Below are 25,064 nucleotides of genomic sequence, written 5' to 3' on the forward strand. Positions count from 1 at the left end.
TTCAGCACTCCTCGGAGATCGGTTCGCGGGTGGGCGCGGGCTGGGGGTCGCCGGTCTCCCACTGCACGGAGGCGATCCGCAGTTCCCGGCCCGCGAGCAGATCGGTGGTGGTCCCGTCGCAGACGGGGCAGGCCAGCCGGGGCGGCATGCCGACGGCCCATTCGTGTGCGCAGGGCGTGCAGCGGGCCCGCCCCGGCACCTCCTCGGTGACGAGTTCGGCGCCTTCCAGCAGGGTTTTGGCGCAGACCAGTTCGAAGCAGAAGGCGAGCGAGTCGGGTACGACGCCGGCCAGTTGGCCCACCTGGAGCCGCACCGATCGCACCGCGGTGACGTCGCCGGCCCGTTCGGCGGCCTCTGTCACCTGGTCGACGACGGCCAGTGCGACGGACATCTCGTGCATGGGTCTCCGTCCTTGTGCGGCCTGCCTCCGGTCGGCCTTCATTAGAGGCGCGCGCTGCCGGGTCGCACGGCCCGGCACGCCGTCGCCGGCCGGCGGGTACGCCGTTCGACGCAACCGCGCGGCACCCCGGTGGCGGCCGTGGATCACATCCGTCGGATGCGCAGGTAGCGCCTCAGGTCGGGAAGCACCTCGACGCCCAGGGCGACCAGGGCCGCCAGGGCCGCTCCACCGATGACGATCTTCTTCATGCGTCTCTCCTCATGTCGGGTCACTCCTCATGTCGGGATTCCACCCGACGTGGCCCGCGGCGCGGGCTCTTCCGGCTCCCCGTTCGTCAGCAGTTCCTCGATCAGCCGCACGGCCTGCGGTACGGCCTCGGACACCGGCGCGCTGAGTCCGATCCCCTCGTCCACCGAGGCCGGTTCGCATCCGACGACCAGGACACGGCGTGGTGGCTCGCCGCCGGTCCCGGCGCACAGGGTGCCCAGCAGCGCCAGGACGGCGTCGGGGGTCATCCGGTGGCCGTCCAGCGGGGGCGTGCCGGGCGACGGGCTCGCGCCGCCGGGCTCGTGTTCGATCACGTACAGCGTGCCGGGGGCTTCGCCGCGCGCCGTGGCGTCCACCAGGACGAGGGTGTCGTAGCCGTCCAGGAGCTGGTAGGCGAGGTGCACTCCGCGCACCCCGATGTCCACGACCTCGACCGCTGCGGGCAGTTCGCGCTCGGCGAGCCGGCGCGCGGTCTCCACGCCGAAGCCGTCGTCCCCGAGGAAGATGTTGCCGATGCCCGCGACGAGTGTCCTGGGAGCCGCCGGTGGGGACGGGTTCATGCGTCGGCCTCCAGCGGTGTGACCTCGTCGGGCTGGAAGTACAGGAACCGTCCCTGCTCTCGGCGGATGTCGGCGCCCGGGTCGCCCTCGACCGTGACCGCCAGGTGCACGCCGCCGTCGACGTCGTGCAGCACCGCCTCGACCTTCGCGGTGCGGCCCCGCAGGAAGATGTCCTGCGCGTCGGTGCGCCGCAGCCCCGGGCGCAGTTCGACGCGGCTGCCCCTGGCCACCGTCCGGCCGTCCACGAGCACCTGGTCGCGCGCCGGGTCGAAGCCGGCCTCGCTCGCGGGGTCCCACCAGGGGGTGTCCGGCCGCTGCACCCCGTACTCGTCGGGGAAGCCGCCGTCCGGGGCGGTGGGGTCCGGCGGGGCGGCGGGGTCCGGGCCGGTCACCTCGCGCAGACTGCGCACCGCCCCGTGCAGACGCTCCAGCACCTCGGGCGGCATCGAGTCCGCCAGCTCGATCACGGCGGCCGCCCGCTCGTCGGTGCCACGGGCCTCGCGTTTCTCCTCGTCGGTGAGGGCGGCGGTGCGCAGCGCGAGGATCTCGTCGATCTCGGTGGCGTCGTAGAGCGCGCCGGGGCTCTCCGGCGCGATGGCCGGATGGTCCTCCAAGATGATCGGCGAGGACAGCACGAGGTCGGCGCTGCCGGGCTCGCCGGCGAGCACGGGCCAGGTGTGCAGGTTGCGGCAGACGGCGACCGCGCCCTTGGCCCACTCGGGGGGATCGGTCATCGACAGGAAGGATCCGGCGCTGAGGGCCATGAGGAGGTGGGTGGCGACCAGGGAGTGCGGCAGCGCCGCGTCCCGGCCGGCGCCACGGCTCTCGGACGGTGTCCAGTCAGTGGTGTTCTCGACGACGGCGGTCAGCCGCACGGTCCGGTAGGGACCGTCGAGTTCGCGGGCGGACAGCCGGATCGTCCCGCTGATCTCCTCACACCGCCGCAGGAGCCGGCCGACGGTGCGGCCGGACGCGTCCAGGACCGGTGCGGTGTCCTCCCGGGCGGGGCGTCGGAAGGGATGCGTGACACCGTCGCCGAGGAGCTCGTCCATGGCGGCGACCACTTCGACGCGCTCCTCGTTCCCCTCGTCCCAGGGCACCAGCACCCGGTCGTCGAGGGGGAGTTCGGGGACGGTCTCGAAGCCGCCGTCCGGGCGGACCCGCTGCACCGTACGCCGCCGGGCGTGCAGGAAGCGCACCTCGACGGAGAGGGTGGCGTCCGCCTTCGGTTCCATGAGGAGTTCGGTGTGCTGGAAGTCGTGCTCCTCGCAGTCGGCGCCCCAGCCCGGCGGCACCAGCACCCCGAACTGCCAGCGCAGCCGGTTCTTGGCCGCCGACGCACGGTAGGGGTAGAGCACATAGCCCTCGAAGAGGACGGCGTCGGCCACCTGCCGGGCGAGGGCGAACCGCTCCTCCGTCTCGGAGGCGAACGCGGTCACGGTCACGGATCCGTCCTTCCGGTGGTGCCGGTGAGCGCGCGCAGCGGGTCGCCCCGGGGCGGCTCCGCGGCGCCGCTGTCGTCGAGCAGGGCTCTGAGGGTCGCCTCCCAGGAGGGCAGCGCGCGCCGGGAGCGGTAGGCGAGGAGGGCGTCCATGGTGTCGCGGGGCAACCGGATCCAGCCGCATCCGGGGAAGTGCTGCTCGACCATCTCCCGCCAGGTCGCGACCGGCATCCGGTAGGCCGCCTCCCGGTCCCACGGCACCGGCTCCACCTGGAAACCGCCGTCCCCGGTGAAGGCCGTGCCGGAGAACAGCATCAGCAGTGGGACCTCTCCGTCGGCGAGGGCTTCGAGGTAACGGGTCGCGGCGATGTCCATGTCGTAGGTGCAGGGCACGACGAGGTCGGCCTCGGTCTCGCCGGTGAAGCTGGGGACCATGAGCGAGATCTGGGCGAACTGCACCGGCTGAAGGGTGCTGCCCCAGCGGGAGCGCTCGCCGAAGAGGTCCGCCAGGCCGTCCGCCTCTGCGGGCCGGTAGCCGCGGCGGGCGGGTTCGATGCGGATCTGGCAGCGCAGCGCGAGGGCGTGCACGCGGGCGCCGTCGGCGGCGGTGACACGCAGCCGGAAGACGAGCGTCGGTCCCGCGGCGTACCGGTCGGCGCGGACGCCGGTGCAGGCGAAGGAGAACTCCGTCATGGCCGCACCGCCCCGTCCACGGGCCGGGCACGTCGCGAGACGTCCGCGAAGAACGTGTCCAGAGCCGCCCTGGCCTCGGCCCCGCCGTCGAATCCCTGCCACAACAGGCGCATCCGGCCCACGAGTTCGTAGCAGATGTCGATCGGTACGAGGTGGCACTCGAAGCGGCCGTCGGTGCGGCGCAGCAGCAGCGCCTCCACGTCGGGTTCGAGCAGTTCGGCGAGGCGGCTGCCGCCGAGGACCGCCGTCCAGGTGGCCGGTTCGAGTTCGCTCTCGGTGGCTCCGGCGGGGCTCGGGTAGAGAGCGACCAGCCGGTCGAGCGCCGCGTTGCGGAAGAGGAAGGCGACGCCGACCGGGATCTGCAGGGCTTCCCAGGTGCTCTCGTCGAGGCGGTGTCCGGGGTCGGTGAGGTAGCGGGCGGGGACCGTGCGGAAGCGGCCCGCGGCGGCGCCCGGCTGCTCCATCAGCAGCGCGCAGGGGGTGCAGGCGCAGGCGAGCGCGCGTTTCTCGGTGTCGACCAGATGGCGGTGGTCCGCCTCCACCGTCACGGCGCACAGCTCACAGCGTTCGACTTGTGGAGGTCTCTCGGTGAGGAACCTCCGCAGGCCGGGCGGGCGCGTCGCCGAGGACGCCGTCATCGGGCCCCCGTCGGTGCCGTGCCGATCTGGAGGAGCGTGGGCCCCGCGGGTGCTGTCCGTACGTCGACGGCCCGGACCTCCGGTGCGAAGCAGGCGAGGGCTGCCTGCGCGGCCTCCCGGGCGCCCGCTCCGGAGCCGCAACCGCAGCCGCCGCTCTCCCGGGCCCGCAACGTCAGGGCACCGCTCTCCTCGTCGAAGTCCTGGACGTCCAGGGCGTGTTCCCGGACGCTGTCGAGGGCCCGGGCGATACGGGTGTCGCGGTCCTCGGGGTGCAGGTCGTGCAGGACGAGGAGGCTCGCGACGAGTTCGTCGCCGAGCAGGCCCGCCACCGCGTCCTCGCGGGAGGTGGACAGCAGCTGGAGCACGCGGGCCAGGCCGGCGCCGTAGAAGTCCATGAGGGAGCGGACGAGTTCCTCGGCCGCCGCCGCGGCGGCCGGGTCTCCGCTCGCGGTCAGCCGCTCCAGCACCTCCTCGACTCGGCGCCCGGTCTGCTCCGCGTTCACCGGCGTCGTCGCCGTTCCCGCGCTCATCCGCCCAGTCCGCTCAGGCCGGTGGGCACATGCATCGACTTCACCGTCTTGCCGCCGCCGACGTACATGTGGACGCCGCAGGGCAGACAGGGGTCGAAGCTGCGGACGGCGCGCATGATGTCGATGCCCTTGAAGTTCTCCGGGGTGTTCTCCTCGAAGATGGGGGTGTTCTGCACGGCGTCCTCGTACGGGCCGGGCGTGCCGAAGGAGTCCCTGGTGCTGGCGTTCCAGGGGGTGGGCGGATACGGGTGGTAGTTGGCGATCTTGCCGTCGCGGATCACCATGTGGTGGGAGAGGACACCGCGGACCGCCTCGGTGAAGCCGACGCCGAGACCCTCGTCGGGGACCTCGAACTTCTCCCAGGTCTGGGTGCGTCCGGCGCGGACCTCCTCGAGGCCCTTCTCCGCGAAGTGCAGGGCGACGGCGGCGGCGTACGCCTGGAAGTAGGTGCGCGCGCGGTTGCGCTCCAGCGCGTTGGACCACTTCGGGATCTTCCACTCGAAGCTGGTCTCCGGCTTGGTCATGGTGCGCGGCAGGTTGATGACCACGCTGTGGCCGGTGGCCTTGACGTACCCGATGTCGACGAGTCCGGACAGCGCGGTGGACCACAGGCGGGCGATGGGGCCGCCGCCGGTGTCCAGGGCGAGGTGGTCCTTGCCGTCGAACCAGCGCGGGGACATGACCCAGCTGTACTTGTCGTCGAAGTCGCGCTTCTGCGGGGCGGGGATGGTGTGCTGGTTCCACGGGTGGCGCGGGTCCACCGGGTTGCCGAGCGGGTCGTGGGTGACGAACTGCTCCTGGCCCTGCCAGTCCTCGTAGTAGGAGCTGCCCAGCAGGATGCGGATGCCGAGGTTGATGTCGGTGAGGTCGTTGGTGACGAGTTTGCCGTCGACGATGATGCCGGGCGTGACGAACATCCGCCGGCCCCAGTCCGTCATGTTGGCGTAGGTGAAGTCGCAGTACTCGGGGTCGTTGAGCGCGCCCCAGCAGCCGAGCAGGACCCGGCGGCGGCCCACTTCCTCGTACCCGGGGAGGGCCTCGTAGAAGAAGTCGAACAGGTCGTCGTGCAGGGGCACGACCCGCTTCATGAACTCCACGTAGCGCATCAGCCGGCTGAGGTAGTCGGTGAAGAGCTGCACGGAGGCGATGGTGCCGACGCCGCCCGGGTAGAGCGTGGAGGGATGCACATGGCGGCCCTCCATCAGGCAGAACATCTCGCGCGTGTAGCGGCTGACCTGGAGCGCCTCTCGGTAGAACTCCCCTTCCAAGGGGTTCAGCGAGCGCATGATGTCGGCGATGGTGCGGTAGCCGTGCTCGGCGGCGTGCGGGGCCTCGGTGCGCTCGGCGAGTTCGAGGACGCCGGGGTTGGTCTCCTTGACCATCTTCTCGCAGTAGTCGACCCCCACCAGGTTCTCCTGGAAGATGTTGTGGTCGAACATGTACTCCGCGGACTCGCCGAGGTTGATGATCCACTCGGCGAGGTGCGGAGGCTTCACGCCGTACGCCATGTTCTGCGCGTACACCGAGCACGTGGCGTGGTTGTCCCCGCAGATTCCGCAGATGCGGCTGGTGATGAAGTGCGCGTCGCGGGGGTCCTTGCCGCGCATGAAGACGCTGTAGCCGCGGAAGACCGACGAGGTGCTGTAGCACTCCGCGACCCGCTTCTGCTTGAAGTCGATCTTCGTGTGGATACCGAGGCTGCCCACGATCCGGGTGATCGGGTCCCAGGCCATCTCCACCAGGCCGCTGCCGTCTCCGGCCGTCTTCGTCCTTGCCATCGTCTTTGCCGTGCCCTTCGTCGCGCGGGGTTGGGGGTGTGGGGGATGCACGAAGCAGAAGCGGGTCACTCGCGGTGGGGAGTCACCAGGGGGGCCGGTAGCCGGTGGTGATCTTCTCTCCGGTGCGGCGCCACTTGGGCTCCTTGTCCACCGTCTTCGCCGTGATCGAGCGCAGCTTGCGGACCACGGCGCCGTAGGCCCCGCTGGCGTTGCTCGACACCTTGGCGCCGGGGGGCTCGTCCATGAACGGCATGAACTTGTCGGGGAAGCCCGGCATGGTGCACGCGATGCAGATACCGCCGACGTTGGGGCAGCCGCCGATCCCGTTCATCCAGCCGCGCTTGGGCACGTTGCACTTGACGACGGGCCCCCAGCAGCCGAGCTTGACCAGACACGTCGGCGAGTCGTACGACAGGGCGAACTGACCCTGTTCGTAGTAGCCCGCGCGGTCGCAGCCCTCGTGGACGGTGGCCCCGAACAGCCAGGTCGGGCGCAGCTTGTCGTCCAGCGGGATCATCGGGGCGGCGCCGGTCGCCTGGTAGAGCAGATAGGTGAGCGTCTCGGAGAAGTTGTCGGGCTGGATCGGACAGCCGGGGACGCACACGATGGGGATGCCGGCGTGGGACTTCCAGTCCCAGCCGAGGTAGTCGGGCACGCCCATCGCGCCGGTCGGGTTGCCCGCCATGGCGTGGATGCCGCCGTAGGTGGCACAGGTGCCGATGGCGACGACCGCCAGGGCCTTCGGGGCGAGCCGGTCGATCCACTCGCTGGTGGTGATCGGCTGACCGGTCTCCGGGTTGTCGCCGAAGCCGCACCAGTAGCCCTCGGGTTTGATCGCCTCGTTGGGGACGGAGCCCTCGACGACCAGGACGAACGGGTCGATCTCGCCCCGCTCCCCCTTGAAGAACCACTCGATGAACGTGTCCGAGCCGCCGACCGGACCGCACTCGAAGTCGATGAGCGGCCAGTGGACGGCGATCTTCGGAAGCCCCGGCAGCACGCCGAGCACGATCTCCTCGATGCTCGGCTGCATGGCCGCCGTCAACGCGACCGAGTCGCCGTCGCAGCTCAGCCCCGCGTTGATCCAGAGAATGTGGATCGTGGGTGCCTCTTCAGCGGGCGCACTGTCGGCGTCCGCAGCGCGGACCGTGCCCGGCGTGGCCTCAGTCATGGGACCGCCTCCTGGGGAGGAAAAGGGATGAAGGCCCACATTTCGGCCTTCACGGTTCTTCGTATCAGTCGTCCGGCCGTGATGAGACGGCATCCAGGGCCATTCAGGTGACGGCGGCGGAGGAGGGGACCGGGCCGGGTTTCGCAACCGCGGCCGGACCGAGGTGCGGCGGCGTGCCCGACGGCCGCTCCTTGTGGACGAAGGAACGGCGCAGCGCGTGGTACGGGGCGTTCGGGTCGTCGAACGTGCGGCGCATGCGGGCGAGCTCGCGCTCACGGAAGCCGGCCAGCGGCGTCCCGCTCTCCAGCCGGTCCAGCACGGTCTTCTTCGCGGTGATCCGTGCCGCCGTCGCCGGCAGGGCCGCCAGCCGCGCCGCCAGGCCGGCGACCTCCGGCGCGAACCCGCCGGGACCGCACTCGAGCACCCGGTCGACGAGCCCGAGGCGCAGCGCGCTCGCCGAGCTGACCGGCAGAGCCTCACGCAGGAGCCGTTCGGCCGTCTCGGGACCCACCCTGCGCGGCAGGGTGTGGGTCCAGTACTCCGAGCCGTGCAGGCCCATCAGACGGTAGTGCGGGTTCAGCACGGCGCCCGAGCGGCACCACACCTCGTCGGCCGCCAGGGCGAGCATCACCCCGCCCGCCGCGGCGTTGCCCGCGAGCGCCGAGACCACCAGCCGGTCCGTCGTCGTCAGGACCGCCTCGACCAGATCGTCGATGGCGTTGATGTTCGCCCAGGACTCGGCGGCGGGGTCGTCGGCCGCCTCGATGACGTTGAGGTGGATGCCGTTGGAGAAGAAGTCCCGTTCGCCACCCAGCACCAGCACCGACGTGGGGCGCGCACACGCCTCCCGGTAGGCGTCCAGCAGCCGTCGGCACTGCTCCGTGCTCATGGCCCCGCCGGGGAAGGAGAACGCCAGGAAGCCCACGTTCCCGTCCTCCCGGTAGCGGATGTCCGTCCAGGCGCCCGGCCGCGCCCCGGGTGACACGGGCGCGGGGTCCTCGGGCAGCGGCGGCAGCCGGTCGCCCAGGGCCCGCACGGCGGGCAGTTTGAACGTGGGCGGCCCACCGGGCGCGCGCCGGGGCCGCAGTTCGGGGATCCACACGGCGCCGTCCCCGGTGGCCCGGCAGACCGCCCCGGCCCGGGTCGCCAGCAGCTCGCCCGGACGGCCGCGCAACACGCTCTCGGGGTGACCGCCGTGCAGGTACCACTCGCCGCCGAGCAGCGCGTCCAGCACACCGGGCTGCGAGTCCGCCGCCCTCAGCTTGCGCAGGACGGTCCGCGTGGAGTCCTCGGTCCAGTCGATCCGCCGGACGCTCTGGTCGAGGTAGGGACGCGTACGCAGGCGCGCGTCGGCGGTGCCTGCCGGGTCCTGCCTGTGCGGTACGTGGGTTCCCCCGGCGAAACGCTCCACGGCGAGCAGGACGGCCTCGAGCGCGGCGTCGGCGATCTCACCCCGGTACAGCTCGCTCTTGGACACCTGAGGAAGCCGGCACGGCACGGTGGCCCACACGTCGCCGGTGTCCATCTCCGCGTCGGCCTGGAGGACCGTGACGCCCCACTGTTCGATGCCCTCGTGGATCGCCCAGTCCAGGGAGGACGGCCCGCGGTCGCCCACGGGCCCCGGATGGACGACGAGACAGGTGTGCGCCGACCAGACCTCCTCGGGAATCGCCGACTTCAGCATCGGCGCCACGATGAGCTCCGGCGCGTGCCGACGCACGGCGTCCGGCAGAGAGCTGTCCGGCAGGGCCAGTTCCACCGCCACCCGGTGACCGCCGTCGCGCAGCTCGGCGTGGACTCGCTGGGTCAGGCTGTTGAACGCGCTGGCCAGGATCAGGATGTGCACGGCTGCCTCCGGGCGGACGAACGGCAGGCAGGAATGACCGCCGCCGCGATCCTCGGCCCCCGCTGTCCGCCGCCCCCGGCGACATGCGGTGGGATCATCCGAAAGCGGGGGCCGATCCGCCGTCCGGCCTCACCGGCCGCCGCTCACGGCCGCACCGGCGCACCGACGTCCCGCCGCACCGGGCCGGCCGTCGGGGAGGATCAGCGTCGTCGCAGGCCGCTGGTGATGCGCTCCCACGGGGAGCGGGTGGCGCCGAAGTGGGTTTCGTGTGCCCAGATGTGGGTGCACGACCGGCACTGCAGGTGGAGCAGGCTGCCGGCGTTGGAGAGCAGGTAGCGCCAGTGCTCGGAGCAGGAACGCCCCTGCTCGCAGGTGACGCACCCGCGACGGTCGTCGCAGTTCGGGCAGGCCACCCAGGCCCGGCGTCCGATGTCGGCCTGCGGGTCAAGCGGCAGCATGGCCACCTCCTCGGCGCGGAAGCACGCCGGCCGAGACCAGCTCGTCGTACATGCGCTGCTGCTCGGGGTCGAGGCCGGAGTACAGCAGCTCGTACGCGGCCTCCTCGCCGCGCAGTGCGGCGACGGGGTCCCAGTCGGGGCCGACGGCGTCCAGGACGTGGGCGCGCCGTAGCAGTTCGTGCGAGCCGAGGTCGATGGAGAAGTCGACGGGGGGCGGGGCGCCAGGCCGGTCCGGGGCAAACCCGTTCGCCGTATCGGGTTCGTCCGGTTCGCCGGGAAGGGCACGATCACGCGAGGACATGCGACCGAACGTAGGTAGGTGCTCCTCGCCCGGGCAAGAGCGGGTGGGGGAAGTCACAACGGTCGGTGCGGGACCTGTGCCCGCGCCGTGCGGGGCCGGAGGCCAGTGCTCAGGTCCATGCCATCGACGCCGGTGACCGGCGTGACCCGGGCGCCGTGTCGAGTGAGCGGGCCGGGGCCGGTGCGGCGGATCGGGCGCGGAGCGGTGTCATGGCGCCGACCCGACACCTCGACGGACCGCCGCTCGTGCCCCCGGGGACGGGGCCGGCTTCGCCCACCGGGTCGCCGCACGTCCGGCCACCGCCACGGCGCGGAGCGGCCGTCCGGTGCGGGTCGACGGTGCGTCGCTCCTCGCGGAGCGGGCCGCTTTCACCGGGCACCGCCGACAGGGGCGGACCTCGGCGGGCGAAACGGAGCCGGCTGCTGCCCACGGCGGACGGCTGGGCGGCCGTATCCTGCGCCCGCCCCGACGATCCGCCGCCGCCGCGGGCGCTGGTCGGCGCCGTGCTGCCCGACGACCCGTGGCCCGCGGTCGTCGACCGGTCGCGGACGCACACCGGCACGGAGCCCGGCCGAGCGGGGCCGCCCTGCTCGGCCTCGCCGCCGCGCCCGTACGTCCGTCGGCGGCCCGCCCGCTGCCCGCGCCCGGTCGTCGCGGCGGGAAGACGCTTTGGCTCACGGGCAGACGCTGCCCTCACCATGATTCGCCGGACAGGCCCGGGTCGCGGTGAGCGGCCGAAGTGCCGAAGAGGCCGAGGTCACAGGGGGGCAGCGGCCAAGGTCACAGCCGTGCCCACTGCTGCTCTCCGGTGCGTCTGCCCTAGCATCCGAGCATGACGGTCCTGCCCGACGACGGGCTTTCGCTGGCCGCCGAGTTCCCTGACGCGACCCTTGAGCAGTGGCAACGCCTCGTGGCGGGTGTCCTGCGCAAGTCGGGCAGGGAGGTCTCGGACACGGCAGCCGAGGAGACTCTGTCCACCGCGTTGGAGGACGGGCTTCGCGTCCGGCCCCTGTACACGGCGGACGATCCCGCTCCCGACCCCGGCCTGCCCGGTTTCGCGCCCTTCGTGCGCGGGGGCCGGGCGGAGGGGAACACGGTCGGCGGCTGGGACGTGCGGCAGCAGCACACGACCGGCGGCGCGGTCCTCGGGGACCTGGAGAACGGCGTCACGTCGCTGTGGCTGGTCCTCGGCGACGGCGGCATGCCGGTCGACTCGCTCGGCCGGGCCCTCGATGGCGTCCTTCTCGACCTGGCGCCCGTCGTCCTGGACGCCGGACACGATGTCGAGGCCGCCGCACGGGAGTTGCTGCGGCTGTACGAGGAGCGGGGCGTCGCCGGGGAGGCGGCGCGCGGCAACCTGGGTGCGGACCCGCTGGGCACCGAGGCCCGTACCGGCCGGCCGCACGACTTCGCCCCCATGGCCGGCCTCGCGCGCCGGTGCGCCGAGGCGTATCCGGGGCTGCGGGCGTTGACCGTGGACGCGCTGCCGTATCACGAGGCCGGCGGTTCGGCCGCGCAGGAACTGGGCTGTTCGATGGCGACCGCGGTGGCCTATCTGCGGGAGCTGACCGAGGCGGGGCTGCCGGTGGAACAGGCCTGCGCGCAGCTGGAGTTCCGGTACGCGGCCACGGCCGACCAGTTCCTGACCGTCGCCAAACTCCGGGCGGCCCGCCGGCTGTGGGCACGCGTCACCGAGGTCTGCGGAACCCCGGTGGGGCAGGTGCAGCACGCGGTGACCTCGCCGGTGATGATGGCCCGTCGCGATCCCTGGGTGAACATGCTGCGCACGACCGTCGCGACGCTGGCGGCCGGGGTGGGCGGCGCCGACGCGGTGACCGTGCTGCCCTTCGACCACTCGCTCGGCCTGCCGGACGCCTTCGCACGGCGCATCGCCCGCAACACCTCCACGATCCTCATCGAGGAGTCGCACCTGTCCCGGGTCGTCGACCCGGCCGGCGGCTCCTGGTACGTGGAGCGGCTCACCGACGAACTCGCCCGTGCGGGCTGGGAGTTCTTCCAGATGATCGAGCGGTCGGGCGGCCAGGCGGCCGGTCTGCGCTCGGGCCGGATCGGCCAGGACCTGGCGGACACCTGGGAGGCCCGCAGCGCGAAGCTCGCCAAGCGGCGCGAGCCCGTCACCGGTGTCAGCGAGTTCCCGTACCTCGCCGAGCGCCCGGTGGAGCGCGCGCCCGCGCCCGCACCCCGTTCCGGCGGGCTGCCCCGGGTACGGCGCGACGAGACGTACGAGAGGCTGCGCGCCCGTTCCGACGCCCACCTCGCGGCGACCGGATCCCGCCCCCGCGTCTACCTGGCCGCCCTCGGTCCCGCCGCCGCGCACACCGCCCGCGTCGGCTTCGCCGCGAACCTGTTCCAGGCCGGCGGCATCGAGCCCGTCACGGAGGGCACCTTCGCGGACAGCGGCGCCACCGAGGTCTGTCTCTGCTCCAGCGACGCGCTGTACGTGGAACAGGCGGCGGCCCGGACCGAGGAGCTCAGGGAAGCCGGCGCCTCGCACGTGTTCCTCGCGGGCCGTCCGGGTCAGTACCCGGGAGTCGACGCGTACGTCTTCGCGGGCTGCGACGCCGTCGCCGTGCTCTCCGCCGCCCTCGACCGCATGGGAGTGTCCTGATGGGAATCCCCGACTTCTCCGGGATCGAGCTGGGGGCCCCGGCCGTCGGCGCCGGCGCCGACGAGTGGCGTACGGCCGTCAAGCAGGCCACCGGGGGTGACGAGCCGCTCTGGGAGACCCCGGAGGGCATCGCGGTCAAGCCGCTGTACACGGGCCGTGACCTGGAGGGCCTGGACTTCCTGGGCACCTACCCGGGCATCACCCCGTATCTGCGCGGCCCGTATCCGACGATGTACGTCAACCAGCCCTGGACCATCCGCCAGTACGCGGGCTTCTCCACCGCCGAGGAGTCCAACGCCTTCTACCGGCGCAATCTGGCGGCCGGTCAGAAGGGCCTGTCGGTCGCCTTCGACCTGCCCACCCACCGCGGCTACGACAGCGACCACCCTCGGGTGACGGGCGACGTCGGCATGGCGGGCGTGGCCATCGACTCGATCCTCGACATGCGGCAGCTCTTCGACGGCATCCCGCTGGACCGCATGACGGTGTCGATGACGATGAACGGCGCCGTGCTGCCGGTGCTCGCGCTCTACATCGTGGCGGCCGAGGAGCAGGGTGTGCCGGCGGAGAAGCTGGCCGGGACCATCCAGAACGACATCCTCAAGGAGTTCATGGTCCGCAACACCTACATCTACCCGCCGAAGCCGTCGATGCGGATCATCTCCGACATCTTCGCCTTCACCTCGCAGCGCATGCCCCGCTACAACTCCATCTCGATCTCCGGGTACCACATCCAGGAGGCGGGCGCGACGGCCGACCTGGAACTCGCCTACACGCTCGCGGACGGCGTGGAGTACATCCGGGCCGGGCGGGAGGCGGGGCTGGACGTGGACGCGTTCGCGCCCCGGCTGTCGTTCTTCTGGGCGATCGGCATGAACTTCTTCATGGAGATCGCCAAGCTGCGGGCGGCGCGTCTGCTCTGGGCGAAGCTGGTGCGGCAGTTCGACCCGCAGAACGCCAAGTCGCTTTCGCTGCGCACCCATTCGCAGACCTCGGGCTGGTCGCTGACCGCTCAGGACGTGTTCAACAACGTGACCCGTACCTGCGTCGAGGCGATGGCGGCGACGCAGGGCCACACCCAGTCGCTGCACACCAACGCCCTGGACGAGGCGCTCGCGCTGCCCACCGACTTCTCGGCGCGCATCGCCCGCAACACCCAGCTGCTGATCCAGCAGGAATCCGGCACGAACCGGGTGATCGACCCGTGGGGCGGCAGCGCGTACGTCGAGAGGCTGACGTACGACCTCGCCCGCCGGGCCTGGCAGCACATCCAGGAGGTCGAGGCGGCGGGCGGCATGGCCAAGGCGATCGACGCCGGCATCCCCAAGCTGCGTATCGAGGAGGCGGCGGCCCGCACCCAGGCCCGCATCGACTCCGGGCGCCAGCCGGTGATCGGCGTCAACAAGTACCGCGTCGAGACCGACGAGCGGATCGACGTGCGGTCGGTCGACAACTCCTCGGTCCGCGCCCAGCAGATCGCCAAGCTGCGGAGGCTGCGCGCCGAGCGCGACGAGCGGGCCTGTCAGGACGCGCTCGACGACCTGACCCGGGCCGCGGGCGGCGAGGGCAACCTGCTGGAGCTGGCGGTTCGCGCGGCCCGTGCGAAGGCCACCGTCGGGGAGATCTCCGACGCCCTGGAGAAGGTGTACGGGCGTCACGCGAGCCAGATCCGTACCATCTCCGGCGTGTACCGCAACGAAGCCGGAGAGTCCCCTTCCGTGGAACGCACGCGCACCCTGGTGAACGCCTTCGAAGAGGCCGAGGGCCGCCGTCCGCGGATCCTGGTCGCCAAGATGGGCCAGGACGGGCACGACCGCGGCCAGAAGGTGATCGCCACCGCCTTCGCCGACCTCGGTTTCGACGTGGACGTCGGCCCGCTGTTCCAGACGCCGGCCGAGGTGGCCCGTCAGGCCGTCGAGGCGGACGTGCACATCGTCGGCGTCTCGTCGCTGGCCGCCGGGCACCTCACCCTGGTGCCGGCGCTGCGGGAACAGCTCGCCGAGGAGGGGCGCGAGGACATCATGATCGTCGTCGGCGGGGTCATCCCGCCGCAGGACGTGCCCCTGCTGCTGGAGATGGGCGCGGCGGCCGTCTTCCCGCCCGGGACGGTGATCCCGGACGCGGCGTACGACCTGGTGGAACGGCTGTCGACCGGCCTCGGGCACGACCTGTAACCCCCATGGCCATCGACCTCGATACCTATGTGAAGGGTGTGCTCGACGGCAGGCGGGCCCTGGTGGCCCGTGCGATCACGCTGGTCGAGTCCACCCGGCCCGATCACCGCGCGCTGGCCCAGGGGCTGCTGACCGAGCTTCTCCCGCACAGCGGGAAGGCGCGGCGGATCGGTGTCAGCGGGGTGCCGGGCGTGGGCAAGTCGACGTTCATCGACGCGTTCGGCACCATGCTCACCGCGCTCGGGCACCGGGTCGCGGTGCTCGCCGTCGACCCGTCCTCCAGCCGCACCGGCGGCTCGATCCTGGGCGACAAGACGCGGATGGAACGCCTGGCCGTCGACCCTGCGGCCTTCGTCCGTCCGTCGCCGACCTCGGGCACGCTGGGCGGAGTGGCCAAGGCGACGCGCGAGTCGATCGTGGTGATGGAGGCCGCGGGCTACGACGTGGTCCTGGTGGAGACGGTCGGTGTGGGCCAGTCGGAGACCGCGGTCGCGAACATGGTCGACTCCTTCCTGCTGCTGACCCTCGCCCGCACCGGCGACCAGCTCCAGGGCATCAAGAAGGGCGTCCTGGAACTGGCCGACGTGATCGCCGTCAACAAGGCGGACGGCCCGCACGAGCGCGACGCCCGCGCCGCGGCACGTGAACTGGCGGGCGCCCTGCGACTCATGCACGGCCGGGACGCCGCCTGGACCCCGCCGGTCCTCAGCTGCAGCGCCCGCGAGGCGGCCGGCCTGGACACCGTCTGGGACCGCCTCGAGCAGCATCGCACCCTGCTCGACTCCACGGGCCGGCTCGCCGCCAAGCGCCGCGAACAGCAGGTCGACTGGACCTGGTCCATGGTCCGCGACGAACTCCTCGGCCGACTGCACTCGGCCCCGGCGGTCCGGGCCCTCGCACCCGCACTCGAACAGCGGGTCAGAGACGGTGAGTTGACGGCCACGCTGGCCGCCGAGCACATCCTGAGGGCGTTCGGCGCAGAGGACGGCTGATGGCCGCACCCGGGTGACATACGTGCACGGAAGGCCCCAGTAGTACGGAAAGTCCCATAGCTCCCTTTTGTATGGATCCGCTGATCCACGCACGACCGGAGCGAGGGAACATGGCCAACGAGATCGCCGACCCGGGCCCGCCCGGCGGGTTGAAGGCCGATGCGATCGGGTTCGTCGACGCGCTCGTCATCGGTCTGAACTCCACCTCCCCGGCGTACTCGGCCGTCCGCCAGGCCGGGCGAACCGGACTCGATCACGCCGTGCGGGTGGCCGACGAGGCCGGCGTACGGACGGCTGTCGAGATCATCGACCAGAAGCCCGCGCCGGCACTGATCGACGCCGCCGCACGCCATACGGCGAGGCTGATCGTGGTCGGCACCTGGGGCGAGAGCCCGATGCGCGGGGCGCTGCTGGGCTCGACCCCCCACAAGCTCCTGCACCTGTCGGGCGTCCCGGTTCTCTGCGTGCCGACCGAACGGTGAACGATGGGCGCCCGCGATGGGCGCCCGGCAGGCGGAGCGCCTGCTCAGGGAGACGGCCGTCGCCGCCCACGGGATCAAAAGATCTTCGCGACAGCGTTGCTCTTCGGACCGTAATGTGACGTAATCGAAGCTCAGGAACGGATCTTGGCGGTGCCCCTGCCGCGCCGGAAGGAGCGGCTGGCATGCATGGGTATGCGGCGGACGGCGACGAGGTCACAGCTGCGCCCAGCGGGCTGCTGGACCTCCTGAAGGTCGCGGCCGTCGTGCTGGACGCCGGCGGGCACATCGCGCTGTGGAGCCCCGAGATCGAACAGCTGCTCGGCTTCTCCGCCGAGGAGGCCCTCCGGCAGCGCGCGGACACCCTCCTGGTCTCGCCCGGCAACCGGGCACGGGGCCGGGAGCTCTTCACCCAGGTGCGTTCGGGCGCCCGGTGGGCGGGTGTGTTCCCGCTGCGCCACCGGGACGGCACGGAACGCGCCGTGGAGTTCCGCACGATGCGTCTGCTCGACAGCGAGGGGCAGCCCCACCTGCTGGGGCTCGCCACGGACGCGATGACGGTGCGGAGCGTGGAACGTGATCTGGCCCTGTCCCACAGTCTCGTCAACCAGACCCCGCTCGGCATCGCCGTCTTCGACAACGACCTGCGCTGGGTCGGCGTCAATCCCTCGCTCGAGCGCATGAACGGCGTGTCCGAGGCGGCGCTGGTGGGCCACCGGGTGGGTGAGATGCTGCCGGACCTGGACGTGGAGGCCATCGAGGCCCGTATGCGGCACGTCCTGGCGACCGGCCGGCCCCTGCTCGACCAGCAGACCATCGGGCGCACGGCGGCGGACGTCGAGGAGCGCGCGTACTCCGAGTCGTATCACCGCATCGAGGACACGAACGGCCGGGTGCTCGGCCTCGCGATGGCCGTCCTGGACGTCACCGAACGCCAGCAGGCCGCGACCGAGGTCGCCCAGGCCCGCCAGCGCCTGTCCGTGATCGCGGACGCCGGGGTACGGATCGGCACCACGCTGGACCTGCGGCAGACCGCGCGGGAACTGACCGACGTGACCGTCCCGCACGTGGCCGACCTGGCGGCTGTCGACATCCTCGAATCGGTGGTGGCCCACGGCATCATCACGCCCGTCATGGGTCACGCCCCCGCCGAGTTCAGGGCGCTGGCCGTCGCGGCCGGTTACCCCACCGACGCGATCCACGCCGCCGACCCGGTCGGCGAACTGGCCACCTACGGCTCCTCGCGGATCATCACCCGGTGCGTCCGCAGCGCCCGGCCGGTCCTCGTCGCGCGCGTGGACGGGCGCATGATGCGGCGCATCGCCCGTGACGCGAACGCCGCCCAGACCCTGCACGAGGCCGGTGTCCACTCCTACCTGGCACTGCCGCTGATGGCCCGGGGCAAGGTTCTCGGGACGCTCAGCCTGTACCGCACCGTCAACGAGCGCCCCTTCGACGAACAGGACCGGGTGCTCGCCTCGGAGCTCGCCGCGCGCGCCGCGATCTGCATCGACAACGCCCGCCTGTACGGCCGGGAGCGCGCCACCGCCCTGACCCTCCAGCGCAGTCTGCTGCCGTCCGCGCCCGCTCCGCGGGAGGGGCTGGACATCGCCGCCCGCTACCGCCCGGCCCTGAGCGAGGTCGGCGGTGACTGGTACGACGTGCTGCCGCTGGGGCCGCAGCGCACCGGGCTGGTCGTCGGGGACGTGATGGGCAAGGGCGTCCAGGCCGCCGCGATCATGGGGCAGCTGAGCAGCGCCACGCGTGCGCTGGCCCGCCTCGACCTGCCGCCGGCCGAGCTGATGCGGCACCTCGACGACATCGCCGGCTCGCTCGGCGACGCGATCGCCACCTGTGTCTACGCCGTGTGCGACCTGCGGCGCGGCATCTGCACCCTGTCCAGCGCCGGACATCTGCCGCCGGTCCTGACCAGGGACGACGGCACGACCGAACTCGTCGACATCCCCGGCGGCGTGCCGCTCGGGGTGGGCGGCGTCGACTTCGGCACCGCGGAACTGGAACTCGCTCCGGGCTCGCTGCTCACCCTCTACACGGACGGACTGGTCGAGAACCGGGAGGAACCGATCGACACCGGCCTGACCACCCTGACCCGGCTCCTCCAGGACACCGGCGGCCGCTCCCTGGAACAGACCAGTGACGCACTCCTCAACGCCCTGCGTCCGGAACCCGACGACGACGTCGCGCTCCTGCTGGCCCGGATCCGTCCGGCCCACTGAGGGCGTCCGCCGTGCACCGAATCCGGCCGACTCGCCGCGGTCGCCCCTGTTTCAGGCGTCGGACGGCGTACCGGCGCGGCCGGCCGCCGCCGGGGCGCGGGCGGCGAGGGCGGCCAGCAGCAGGTCCACCGCGTCCTCGAAGGAGCTGTCCGCCATGGTGTGCAGCTCGTCGTGCACGGTGGCCAGCGCCGGGTACGTCTCGGGGCGCACGGCCCGGTAGACCTCCGCCCAGGCCTGCCGGTCGGCCTCGCGCTGGTGCGCCGGGAGCGCCAGAGCCGCCGCGTCCATGGCGGCGTGGCCGAGGACGGTGTCGATGAACGCCAGGTAGAGGCGGACGGCACGGGCGGGCTCGAAGCCGGCGGACAGCAGCAGGCCGACCCCGGTGTCCACGGCACGCATCTCGTTGTCGCGGCGGGTGACGCGGTACGAGGCCATGCTGGCGGCACGTGGATGGGCGAGGTACCCGGCCCGCACCCGCAGAGCCATCTCGCGCAGTGCGGCAGTCCAGTCGGGACCGGGGGCGAACCCCTCCATGGCGTCACCGATGATCCGGTCGGCGATGGCCAGCAGCAGGTCGTCGGTGTTGCGGAAGTAGCGGTACAGGGCGCTGGGGTCGCAGTCCAGGGCGGCGCCGAGCCGGCGTACGCTCAGCGCCTCCTGACCGTGTTCGCCGATCAGCCGCAGCGCGGTCTCCACGATCAGGTCCTCGGAGAGCACGACCCCCGATCGGGTGGGGCGACGACGCCTGCGTTCCTGCGGGACACGGGTGGTCATACCGGGACTCCTCGTTCGCTGCGACGGCCTGCGCACGCTCAGTGGACGCCCGCACCGACCTTATGTCAACAGGATTGACGCAAGAGGCGCGGCCGTTGTTCCATCACATCTCCCGCTCGGCTCTTCCCTCCCTCTCCCTCCCCGTGAGGAGCCCCTCATGTCGTCCACCACGCACGGCCGGACCCCGCCTGTCCCTCCTCCCGCCGAGCTGCGCCGCTCCCTCGGCGTCATCGACGGTGCCGCCATCGCCGCCTCCAGCACGGCGGCCACCACCAGCATCGCCATCGGCATGGGCACCATCGCCGCCACGGTGGGTCTTCAGGCGCCCGCCCTCATGCTCCTGGCCTTCCTGCCCGTACTCGGCATCGCCTCGGCCTACGCCCGCCTCAACCGCTCGGAACCCAACTGCGGCAACGGCTACGTGTGGGTCGGCAAGTCCCTCGGCCCGTGGCCCGGCTTCCTGACCGGCTGGGTCACCGTCGTCGGTACCGTGATCTTCCTCGCCTTCACCGGCGCGGTCACCGGCTCGGTCGTGCTGATCTTCGCCAACAAGGCCGGCCTGCACAGCCTCGCCGGGATCGCCCTCGACCCGCAGTCGACGGCCGTGAGCACCGCCGTCGGCCTGGTGGTCCTCGCGGCGGTCACCGTCCTGGCGGTGACCGGCGTGCGCAGCGCCACCCGGCTCCAGTTCGGTCTGCTCGTCTTCGAGTACGCCGTGCTGCTGGTGTTCTGCACCTGGGCCCTGGTCACCGGCCGGCAGGAGTTCTCGCTGTCGTGGTTCAACCCCTTCGAGATATCCAGCGGCACGGCCTTCGCGCAGGGGCTGGTCCTCGCGGTGTTCTTCTTCTGGGGCTGGGACGCTGCCTTCAGCGTCACCGAGGAGACCAGGAGTCCCGAGGACTCCGCGCGCGGCGGGTTCATCGCACTGTTCGCCATGCTCGGCCTGTTCATCTTCGCCTCGGTCGCCTTCCAGCGGGAGATGAGCCTGTCCGAACTCATCGAGAACGGCCCCCAGGCGCTGCCGTATCTCGGCGCGAAGCTGGCCGCCGAACCGTGGGCGAGCCTGCCGCTGCTCGCCCTGATGTTCTCGGCCGTGGCCTCCGTGCAGTCCTCCGTCATCCCCACCGCCCGCGGCCTGCTGGCCATGGGGCGCGACCGCACCATGGGCCGGGTGTGGACGCGGATCCACCCCCGGTACGGCACCCCCGCCGCCGGAACCGTCATCGTGATGTCGATCGCCGCCGGCGTCGCCCTGCTCGCCGTGGCCATCCCCAAGCTGAGCGACATGCTGCTGGCGGCGGTCAACGCCATCGGCCTGGTCGTCGCCCTCTACTACGGGCTCACCGCGATCGCCTGCGCCGTCCGCTTCCGCGCCGCCCGGCACGACGGACCGCGTGAGGCGCTGCTCGCGATCGGCGTGCCGGCCGCCTCCGGGACGGTCCTGCTCGGCCTCGGGGTCTACCTCGGGTACTCCTACGTCACCATGAGCGACCACTTCGCGCTCAGCCCCGACAACGGCTGGTTCATGCTGTCGCTGCCGTCCGCCATCGTCCTCGGCGGACTCGTCATGGCGGCGGTCGCCAAGTACGCCCGCCGCTCGCCGTACTTCGCCTCCGGTCAGGGCACCGACGCCGATGCCCTGACCCTCCCCATGGACCGCACGGCTGCCTGACCCGTCCACCCGCGTCGTCCTCCCCCGCACATCGGCCCCCCTCGCCGTCCCCCACGCACCTCTGCTCCCCCACCCGCATCGGCCCACATCGGAGATCACCCCATGTCCCACCCCCAGGCCGCCGATCTCGTCTTCACCGGCGGTCCCGTGCACACGGTCGATCCCGCCCGCAGCAGCGCCACCGGCGTGGCCGTGCGCGGCGGGCGGATCGTCGCCGTCGGCCACGACGAGGTCCTCGACCTCGTCGGCGCCCGCACCGAGGTCGTCGACCTCGCCGGGCGCCTGCTGGTGCCCGGCTTCCAGGACGCACACGTCCACCCGCAGGGCGCCGGGCTCGAGCTCGCCCTGTGCCACCTCGGCGACACCGTCGACCCCCAGGAGTACCTGCGGCGCGTCAAGGCGTACGCCGACGAGCACCCGGACGCCGAGTGGATCACCGGCGGCGGCTGGTCCATGGAGGCGTTCCCCGGCGGCACTCCCACGGCGGCCCTGCTCGACGCGATCGTCCCCGACCGGCCCGTCTTCCTGCCCAACCGCGACCACCACGGCGCCTGGGTCAACACCCGCGCCCTGCAGCTGGCGGGCATCGACGCCCGGACGCCCGACCCGGCCGACGGCCGCATCGAACGCGACGCCGACGGCAACCCCACCGGCATGCTCCAGGAAGGCGCCGTCCATGTCGTCGGCGCTCTGGTGCCCGATCCCACCCGCGCGGAGCAGACCGCGGCCCTGCTGCGCGCCCAGGCCGTGCTGCACTCCTACGGCGTCACCGCCTGGCAGGACGCCATCATCGGCACCTACGCCAACATGACCGACCCCTCCCCGGCCTACCACGCGGCGATCGCCGACGGCCTCCTCACCGCCCGGGTGGTCGGCGCCCTGTGGTGGGACCGCGCGCGGGGCGCCGAGCAGATTCCCGAACTCGTCGCCCGGCGGGAGGAGTTGAGCCGAGGACGGTTCCGGGCCGGCACCGTGAAGATCATGCAGGACGGCATCACGGAGAACCACACCGCCGCCATGCTCGACCCGTACCTCACCGGCTGCGGCTGCGTCTCGGACAACAGCGGGATCAGCTTCGTCGAGCCCGATGAGCTGAACAGGCACGTCACCGCACTCGACGCCCTCGGCTTCCAGGTCCACTTCCACGCCCTGGGCGACCGAGCCGTCCGTGAGGCGCTGAACGCCGTGGAGGCCGCCCGCGCCGCGAACGGACGGCGCGACACCCGGCACCATCTGGCACACCTCCAGGTCGTCCACCCCGAGGACGTCCCACGCTTCCGCTCGCTGGGCGCGACCGCCAATCTCCAGGCGCTGTGGGCCGCCCACGAACCGCAGATGGACGAGCTGACCCTGCCCTTCCTGGGCGCCCGGCGCGGCACCCGGCAGTATCCGTTCGGCGACCTGCTGCGCTCCGGGGCCACCCTCGCGGCGGGCAGCGACTGGCCGGTCAGCAGCCCGGACCCGATGGCCGCCATCCATGTCGCCGTCAACCGGATCGCCCCCGACGCGCCCGAGGGCGCACAGGTCTTCCTGCCCGAACAACGACTCGACCTCGGAACGGCCATCGCCGCGTACACGGCCGGCAGCGCCCATGTGAACCACCTGGACGACACCACCGGCAGCATCACGACCGGCAGGTTCGCCGACCTCGTCGTCCTGGACCGCGACCCGTTCGCGGGCCCGCCCGCGGAGATCGCCGCCACCCGCGTCCTGCAGACCTTCGTCGAGGGCAGGCGCGTACACGCGGCCTCCGACGCGTGAGGAGCGCTGCGGCACGAGTGCGCTGCGGTACCGGGCGCGCTGCTTGAGTATCCGTACTCAGGCGCGTTCCTCCCCCGCGGCACGACACTGGGGCTCCGATCGCCCTCACCGGAGGTTCCCACGTGCTCAGCCGTGCCGTCCTCGCCCTGACACCGCTCTTCGGGCGCCTCACCGTCACCAGTGAGATCAAGCTGCGTCTGCCCGCGGGGACCCTCTTCGTGGCCAACCACGACTCCCTGGCCGACCCCGCCGTCGTCATGGCCGCGCTCCGGCGGCTGGACCTCGAGCCGGTGGTGATGGCGACCGCCGGGCTGTGGCGCGTACCGCTGCTCGGCAGGGCGCTGAGCCGGGACGGACACATCCCGGTCCACCGCCGTACGGCGCACGCTGCGCTGGCCCTGGACGCCGCCGCCGAGGCGCTGGCGGGCGGGCGGCACGTACTGCTCTACGGCGAGGGCCGGCTGCCGCGCCGCAGGGACGCGGCCGCCACCGCGCCCGAGCCGTTCCGCACCGGGCTCGCCCGCCTGGCGCAGGCGAGCGGCGCGCTGGTGGTGCCGGTGGGTCACGCGGGTGCCCGGCGGATCGCCTCGGGGTCGCCCGCGAAGCAGCTGGCGGGCACGTTGACCGCGCCGGTCCGGCGTCCGCACTGCCATGTCCACCTCGGCGCGCCCCTGCGGCTCCCGGCGGAGACGGAACGCGGCACGGCGGCCGCCCGCCTCGCCGTCACCGCGGCCTGGCGAACGGCGGCCCGCGCCGTGGGCGAACACCCTCGGTAGCACGGGCGGCCACCGAGGTCCCAACCGCCGTCACACACGTACGAGGCAACCGGCACGGCGCCGAGGAGGCCGTCCCGAGGCCCACGACGAACGCCCCACGGCCACGCGGACCACGGCCCACGACCAACGCCCGGCCCCCGCGGCCAACGAACCGCGCCACGCGGCCCAAGGCCAACGCCCCGCGGCCACGCGCCGCAGCGGCCCACTCGAACACCAAGGCCGTCACAGGCGGACGCCCGCCACTCTCACGGCCCCGTACACCCGACCGCAGCCACCGTCGCCACACCGCACCGCCGCCCGTGGCAGGCAACCCGCGCCGCAGGGCCCGGCCCCGCGCCACGGGCGAACACCGGAGCCGTCACAGCCGGGACGCCCGCAATGGTCACGGACGCGCGTGTGACCGCGGCCGCCCTCAGCCGGCCGCGGGCGGCGGTGCCGTGCTCTGCCGGAGAACCAGCCGGGTCGGTACGAGCGTCGTCCCGCGTTCCGAGCCGTCCGGACGCATCTTGCGCAGCACGGCCTGGACGCAGAGCCGGCCGACCTCGGCGAAGTCCTGGTGCAGGGTGGTGAGCGGGGGCAGGAAGGAACCCGCCTCGGGGATGTCGTCGAAACCGATGACGCTGACGTCCTCGGGCACCCGGCGCCCGCGTTCGTGCAGGGCGCGCAGCAGGCCCAGGGCCATCTGGTCGTTGGCCGCGAACACGGCGGTGCACTCCTCGCGGGCGGCCAGCTCGAGACCGGCCAGGTAGCCGGACTCCGCCGACCAGTCGCCCCTGACCAGGGGCGGCGCGGTGCGGCCCGCCTCGGTGAGGGCCGCCCGCCAGGCGTCCGCGCGGCGCTGTGCCGCGAACGAGCCCTCGGGACCGCCCAGGTGCCAGACGGTCCGATGACCCAGGTCGAGGAGGTGCTGGACGGCGGTCCTGGTGCCGCCCGCCTGGTCGGTGTCCACGACGGTGTAGTGGTCGCCGGCGTCGGAGTCCACCACCACGACCTGGACGTGCGGCGGCAGTTTCACGGTCGCCGCGTCCAGCAGGTGGACCTCCATGATGACGATCACCGCGTCGACGGCCAGTTCCTCCAGCCGGGAGAACGCGCCGCGCACCTCGTCGGTGGTGGGCACGGCCACCGGCAGCAGCGTCACCGCGTAGCCCTCGGCGGCCGCCGAGGTCGCGATGGCCTCCAGGGTGCGCACATTGCCGGTGGTGGACAGCGTGAAGGTGATGACGCCGATCGTGCGGAACTCGCCCCGCTTGAGGGCCCGGGCGGCGCTGTTGGGCCGGTAGCCGAGTTCCGCCATGGCTTCGAGGACCTGCTGCCGGGTCTCCTCGTTCACACCCGCGTAACCGTTGGAGACCCGGGAGACGGTCTGCGAGGACACCCCGGCGAGCCTCGCCACGTCCGCCATGGAAGCCGTGGCCCGGGTACGTCTCGGCACGTTGGCCGGTGTTCTTTCAGCCATGCCCACTCGGTGTGCCCACCTCTCTGTC

22 protein-coding genes are annotated in these 25,064 nt (G+C 72.5%); 8 read left to right on the plus strand and 14 right to left on the minus strand.

Going from position 1 to position 25,064, the window contains the following annotated elements:
• Position 1: 1 nt before the first annotated feature.
• From hypA to ACIPFH_RS13280, 12 genes are all read right to left on the minus strand, one after another.
• Positions 2–400: a hydrogenase maturation nickel metallochaperone HypA gene (hypA, locus tag ACIPFH_RS13225; protein ID WP_401825789.1), complete on the minus strand. Its 399-nt coding sequence runs from the start codon at positions 398–400 to the stop codon at positions 2–4.
• 143 nt (positions 401–543) lie between these two features.
• A complete protein-coding gene (locus ACIPFH_RS13230) occupies positions 544–648 on the minus strand; it encodes a DUF6893 family small protein (protein WP_401825791.1) in 105 nt (34 codons plus the stop codon).
• Between the two features lie 27 nt (positions 649–675).
• Positions 676–1,227, minus strand: coding sequence for a hydrogenase maturation protease (locus ACIPFH_RS13235; protein ID WP_401825793.1), 552 nt, complete (start codon positions 1,225–1,227; stop codon positions 676–678).
• Positions 1,224–2,672 carry a hypothetical protein gene (locus ACIPFH_RS13240; protein ID WP_401825796.1) on the minus strand — a complete coding sequence of 483 codons (1,449 nt, stop codon included), beginning with the start codon at positions 2,670–2,672 and terminating at the stop codon, positions 1,224–1,226. Before ACIPFH_RS13240 ends, ACIPFH_RS13235 begins: the two co-directional genes overlap by 4 nt.
• Positions 2,669–3,361 carry a DUF6084 family protein gene (locus ACIPFH_RS13245; protein WP_401825799.1) on the minus strand — a complete coding sequence of 231 codons (693 nt, stop codon included), beginning with the start codon at positions 3,359–3,361 and terminating at the stop codon, positions 2,669–2,671. The genes ACIPFH_RS13240 and ACIPFH_RS13245 overlap by 4 nt, the downstream gene beginning before the upstream one ends.
• A complete protein-coding gene (locus ACIPFH_RS13250) occupies positions 3,358–3,999 on the minus strand; it encodes a DUF5947 family protein (RefSeq protein ID WP_401825801.1) in 642 nt (213 codons plus the stop codon). The genes ACIPFH_RS13245 and ACIPFH_RS13250 overlap by 4 nt, the downstream gene beginning before the upstream one ends.
• The gene (locus tag ACIPFH_RS13255) at positions 3,996–4,529 is read right to left on the minus strand and encodes a hypothetical protein (protein ID WP_401825804.1); all 534 of its coding nucleotides are present in this window, start codon (positions 4,527–4,529) and stop codon (positions 3,996–3,998) included. The genes ACIPFH_RS13250 and ACIPFH_RS13255 overlap by 4 nt, the downstream gene beginning before the upstream one ends.
• Positions 4,526–6,307 carry a nickel-dependent hydrogenase large subunit gene (locus tag ACIPFH_RS13260; protein WP_401825807.1) on the minus strand — a complete coding sequence of 594 codons (1,782 nt, stop codon included), beginning with the start codon at positions 6,305–6,307 and terminating at the stop codon, positions 4,526–4,528. The genes ACIPFH_RS13255 and ACIPFH_RS13260 overlap by 4 nt, the downstream gene beginning before the upstream one ends.
• 82 nt (positions 6,308–6,389) lie before the next feature.
• Positions 6,390–7,478 carry a hydrogenase expression protein HypE gene (locus ACIPFH_RS13265; protein WP_356248483.1) on the minus strand — a complete coding sequence of 363 codons (1,089 nt, stop codon included), beginning with the start codon at positions 7,476–7,478 and terminating at the stop codon, positions 6,390–6,392.
• A 103-nt stretch (positions 7,479–7,581) separates the two neighbouring features.
• Positions 7,582–9,324 (minus strand): hydrogenase maturation protein, encoded by a 1,743-nt coding sequence (locus ACIPFH_RS13270; protein ID WP_401825810.1) that lies wholly within the window; start codon positions 9,322–9,324, stop codon positions 7,582–7,584.
• Positions 9,325–9,524: 200 nt separating this feature from the next.
• A complete protein-coding gene (locus ACIPFH_RS13275; RefSeq protein WP_401825812.1) occupies positions 9,525–9,782 on the minus strand; it encodes a hypothetical protein in 258 nt (85 codons plus the stop codon).
• A complete protein-coding gene (locus ACIPFH_RS13280) occupies positions 9,769–10,083 on the minus strand; it encodes a DUF6400 family protein (protein WP_401825815.1) in 315 nt (104 codons plus the stop codon). Before ACIPFH_RS13280 ends, ACIPFH_RS13275 begins: the two co-directional genes overlap by 14 nt.
• Before the next feature lie 832 nt (positions 10,084–10,915).
• Between ACIPFH_RS13280 and ACIPFH_RS13285 the strand changes: the two genes are divergently transcribed.
• From ACIPFH_RS13285 to ACIPFH_RS13305, 5 genes are all read left to right on the plus strand, one after another.
• A complete protein-coding gene (locus ACIPFH_RS13285) occupies positions 10,916–12,712 on the plus strand; it encodes a methylmalonyl-CoA mutase family protein (RefSeq protein ID WP_401825818.1) in 1,797 nt (598 codons plus the stop codon).
• Positions 12,712–14,886 carry a methylmalonyl-CoA mutase gene (gene scpA, locus ACIPFH_RS13290; RefSeq protein ID WP_401825819.1) on the plus strand — a complete coding sequence of 725 codons (2,175 nt, stop codon included), beginning with the start codon at positions 12,712–12,714 and terminating at the stop codon, positions 14,884–14,886. Before ACIPFH_RS13285 ends, scpA begins: the two co-directional genes overlap by 1 nt.
• 5 nt (positions 14,887–14,891) lie before the next feature.
• Entirely contained in the window at positions 14,892–15,878 is a 987-nt protein-coding gene (meaB, locus tag ACIPFH_RS13295; RefSeq protein WP_401825822.1) for a methylmalonyl Co-A mutase-associated GTPase MeaB, read from the plus strand.
• A 110-nt stretch (positions 15,879–15,988) separates the two neighbouring features.
• A complete protein-coding gene (locus ACIPFH_RS13300) occupies positions 15,989–16,360 on the plus strand; it encodes a universal stress protein (protein WP_401825824.1) in 372 nt (123 codons plus the stop codon).
• Positions 16,361–16,542: 182 nt separating this feature from the next.
• Positions 16,543–18,594: a SpoIIE family protein phosphatase gene (locus ACIPFH_RS13305; protein ID WP_401825827.1), complete on the plus strand. Its 2,052-nt coding sequence runs from the start codon at positions 16,543–16,545 to the stop codon at positions 18,592–18,594.
• Positions 18,595–18,645: 51 nt separating this feature from the next.
• On the opposite strand, the gene ACIPFH_RS13310 is transcribed toward ACIPFH_RS13305, so the two are convergent.
• Positions 18,646–19,368 (minus strand): TetR/AcrR family transcriptional regulator, encoded by a 723-nt coding sequence (locus tag ACIPFH_RS13310; RefSeq protein ID WP_401825829.1) that lies wholly within the window; start codon positions 19,366–19,368, stop codon positions 18,646–18,648.
• Between the two features lie 157 nt (positions 19,369–19,525).
• Here ACIPFH_RS13310 and ACIPFH_RS13315 point away from each other — a divergent pair, with 157 nt between their 5' ends.
• The 3 genes from ACIPFH_RS13315 to ACIPFH_RS13325 all read left to right on the plus strand — a co-directional run bounded on the left by ACIPFH_RS13315 (position 19,526) and on the right by ACIPFH_RS13325 (position 23,577).
• Positions 19,526–21,040, plus strand: a complete 1,515-nt coding sequence (locus ACIPFH_RS13315) for an APC family permease (RefSeq protein ID WP_401825831.1) — start codon at positions 19,526–19,528, stop codon at positions 21,038–21,040.
• A 102-nt stretch (positions 21,041–21,142) separates the two neighbouring features.
• Positions 21,143–22,801 carry an amidohydrolase gene (locus ACIPFH_RS13320; protein WP_401825833.1) on the plus strand — a complete coding sequence of 553 codons (1,659 nt, stop codon included), beginning with the start codon at positions 21,143–21,145 and terminating at the stop codon, positions 22,799–22,801.
• A 122-nt stretch (positions 22,802–22,923) separates the two neighbouring features.
• On the plus strand, positions 22,924–23,577 hold the full coding sequence (locus ACIPFH_RS13325; RefSeq protein WP_401825835.1) for a lysophospholipid acyltransferase family protein: 654 nt from the start codon (positions 22,924–22,926) through the stop codon (positions 23,575–23,577).
• Positions 23,578–23,989: 412 nt separating this feature from the next.
• On the opposite strand, the gene ACIPFH_RS13330 is transcribed toward ACIPFH_RS13325, so the two are convergent.
• Entirely contained in the window at positions 23,990–24,982 is a 993-nt protein-coding gene (locus ACIPFH_RS13330) for a LacI family DNA-binding transcriptional regulator (protein ID WP_401826852.1), read from the minus strand.
• Between the last annotated feature and the right edge of the window lie 82 nt (positions 24,983–25,064).

Origin of the sequence: Streptomyces sp. NPDC088157 (assembly GCF_044741545.1) — a bacterium.
Taxonomy (GTDB): domain Bacteria; phylum Actinomycetota; class Actinomycetes; order Streptomycetales; family Streptomycetaceae; genus Streptomyces.

Excerpts from the sequence above, each read along its gene's own strand:
- hypA (WP_401825789.1), bottom strand. The coding sequence starts at position 400 with ATGCACGAGATGTCCGTCGCACTGGCCGTCGTCGACCAGGTGACAGAG.
- ACIPFH_RS13230 (WP_401825791.1), bottom strand. The coding sequence starts at position 648 with ATGAAGAAGATCGTCATCGGTGGAGCGGCCCTGGCGGCCCTGGTCGCC.
- ACIPFH_RS13235 (WP_401825793.1), bottom strand. The coding sequence starts at position 1,227 with ATGAACCCGTCCCCACCGGCGGCTCCCAGGACACTCGTCGCGGGCATC.
- ACIPFH_RS13245 (WP_401825799.1), bottom strand. The coding sequence starts at position 3,361 with ATGACGGAGTTCTCCTTCGCCTGCACCGGCGTCCGCGCCGACCGGTAC.
- ACIPFH_RS13250 (WP_401825801.1), bottom strand. The coding sequence starts at position 3,999 with ATGACGGCGTCCTCGGCGACGCGCCCGCCCGGCCTGCGGAGGTTCCTC.
- ACIPFH_RS13255 (WP_401825804.1), bottom strand. The coding sequence starts at position 4,529 with ATGAGCGCGGGAACGGCGACGACGCCGGTGAACGCGGAGCAGACCGGG.
- ACIPFH_RS13260 (WP_401825807.1), bottom strand. The coding sequence starts at position 6,307 with ATGGCAAGGACGAAGACGGCCGGAGACGGCAGCGGCCTGGTGGAGATG.
- ACIPFH_RS13265 (WP_356248483.1), bottom strand. The coding sequence starts at position 7,478 with ATGACTGAGGCCACGCCGGGCACGGTCCGCGCTGCGGACGCCGACAGT.
- ACIPFH_RS13275 (WP_401825812.1), bottom strand. The coding sequence starts at position 9,782 with ATGCTGCCGCTTGACCCGCAGGCCGACATCGGACGCCGGGCCTGGGTG.
- ACIPFH_RS13280 (WP_401825815.1), bottom strand. The coding sequence starts at position 10,083 with ATGTCCTCGCGTGATCGTGCCCTTCCCGGCGAACCGGACGAACCCGAT.
- ACIPFH_RS13285 (WP_401825818.1), top strand. The coding sequence starts at position 10,916 with ATGACGGTCCTGCCCGACGACGGGCTTTCGCTGGCCGCCGAGTTCCCT.
- scpA (WP_401825819.1), top strand. The coding sequence starts at position 12,712 with ATGGGAATCCCCGACTTCTCCGGGATCGAGCTGGGGGCCCCGGCCGTC.
- meaB (WP_401825822.1), top strand. The coding sequence starts at position 14,892 with ATGGCCATCGACCTCGATACCTATGTGAAGGGTGTGCTCGACGGCAGG.
- ACIPFH_RS13300 (WP_401825824.1), top strand. The coding sequence starts at position 15,989 with ATGGCCAACGAGATCGCCGACCCGGGCCCGCCCGGCGGGTTGAAGGCC.
- ACIPFH_RS13305 (WP_401825827.1), top strand. The coding sequence starts at position 16,543 with ATGCATGGGTATGCGGCGGACGGCGACGAGGTCACAGCTGCGCCCAGC.
- ACIPFH_RS13310 (WP_401825829.1), bottom strand. The coding sequence starts at position 19,368 with ATGACCACCCGTGTCCCGCAGGAACGCAGGCGTCGTCGCCCCACCCGA.
- ACIPFH_RS13315 (WP_401825831.1), top strand. The coding sequence starts at position 19,526 with ATGTCGTCCACCACGCACGGCCGGACCCCGCCTGTCCCTCCTCCCGCC.
- ACIPFH_RS13320 (WP_401825833.1), top strand. The coding sequence starts at position 21,143 with ATGTCCCACCCCCAGGCCGCCGATCTCGTCTTCACCGGCGGTCCCGTG.
- ACIPFH_RS13330 (WP_401826852.1), bottom strand. The coding sequence starts at position 24,982 with ATGGCGGACGTGGCGAGGCTCGCCGGGGTGTCCTCGCAGACCGTCTCC.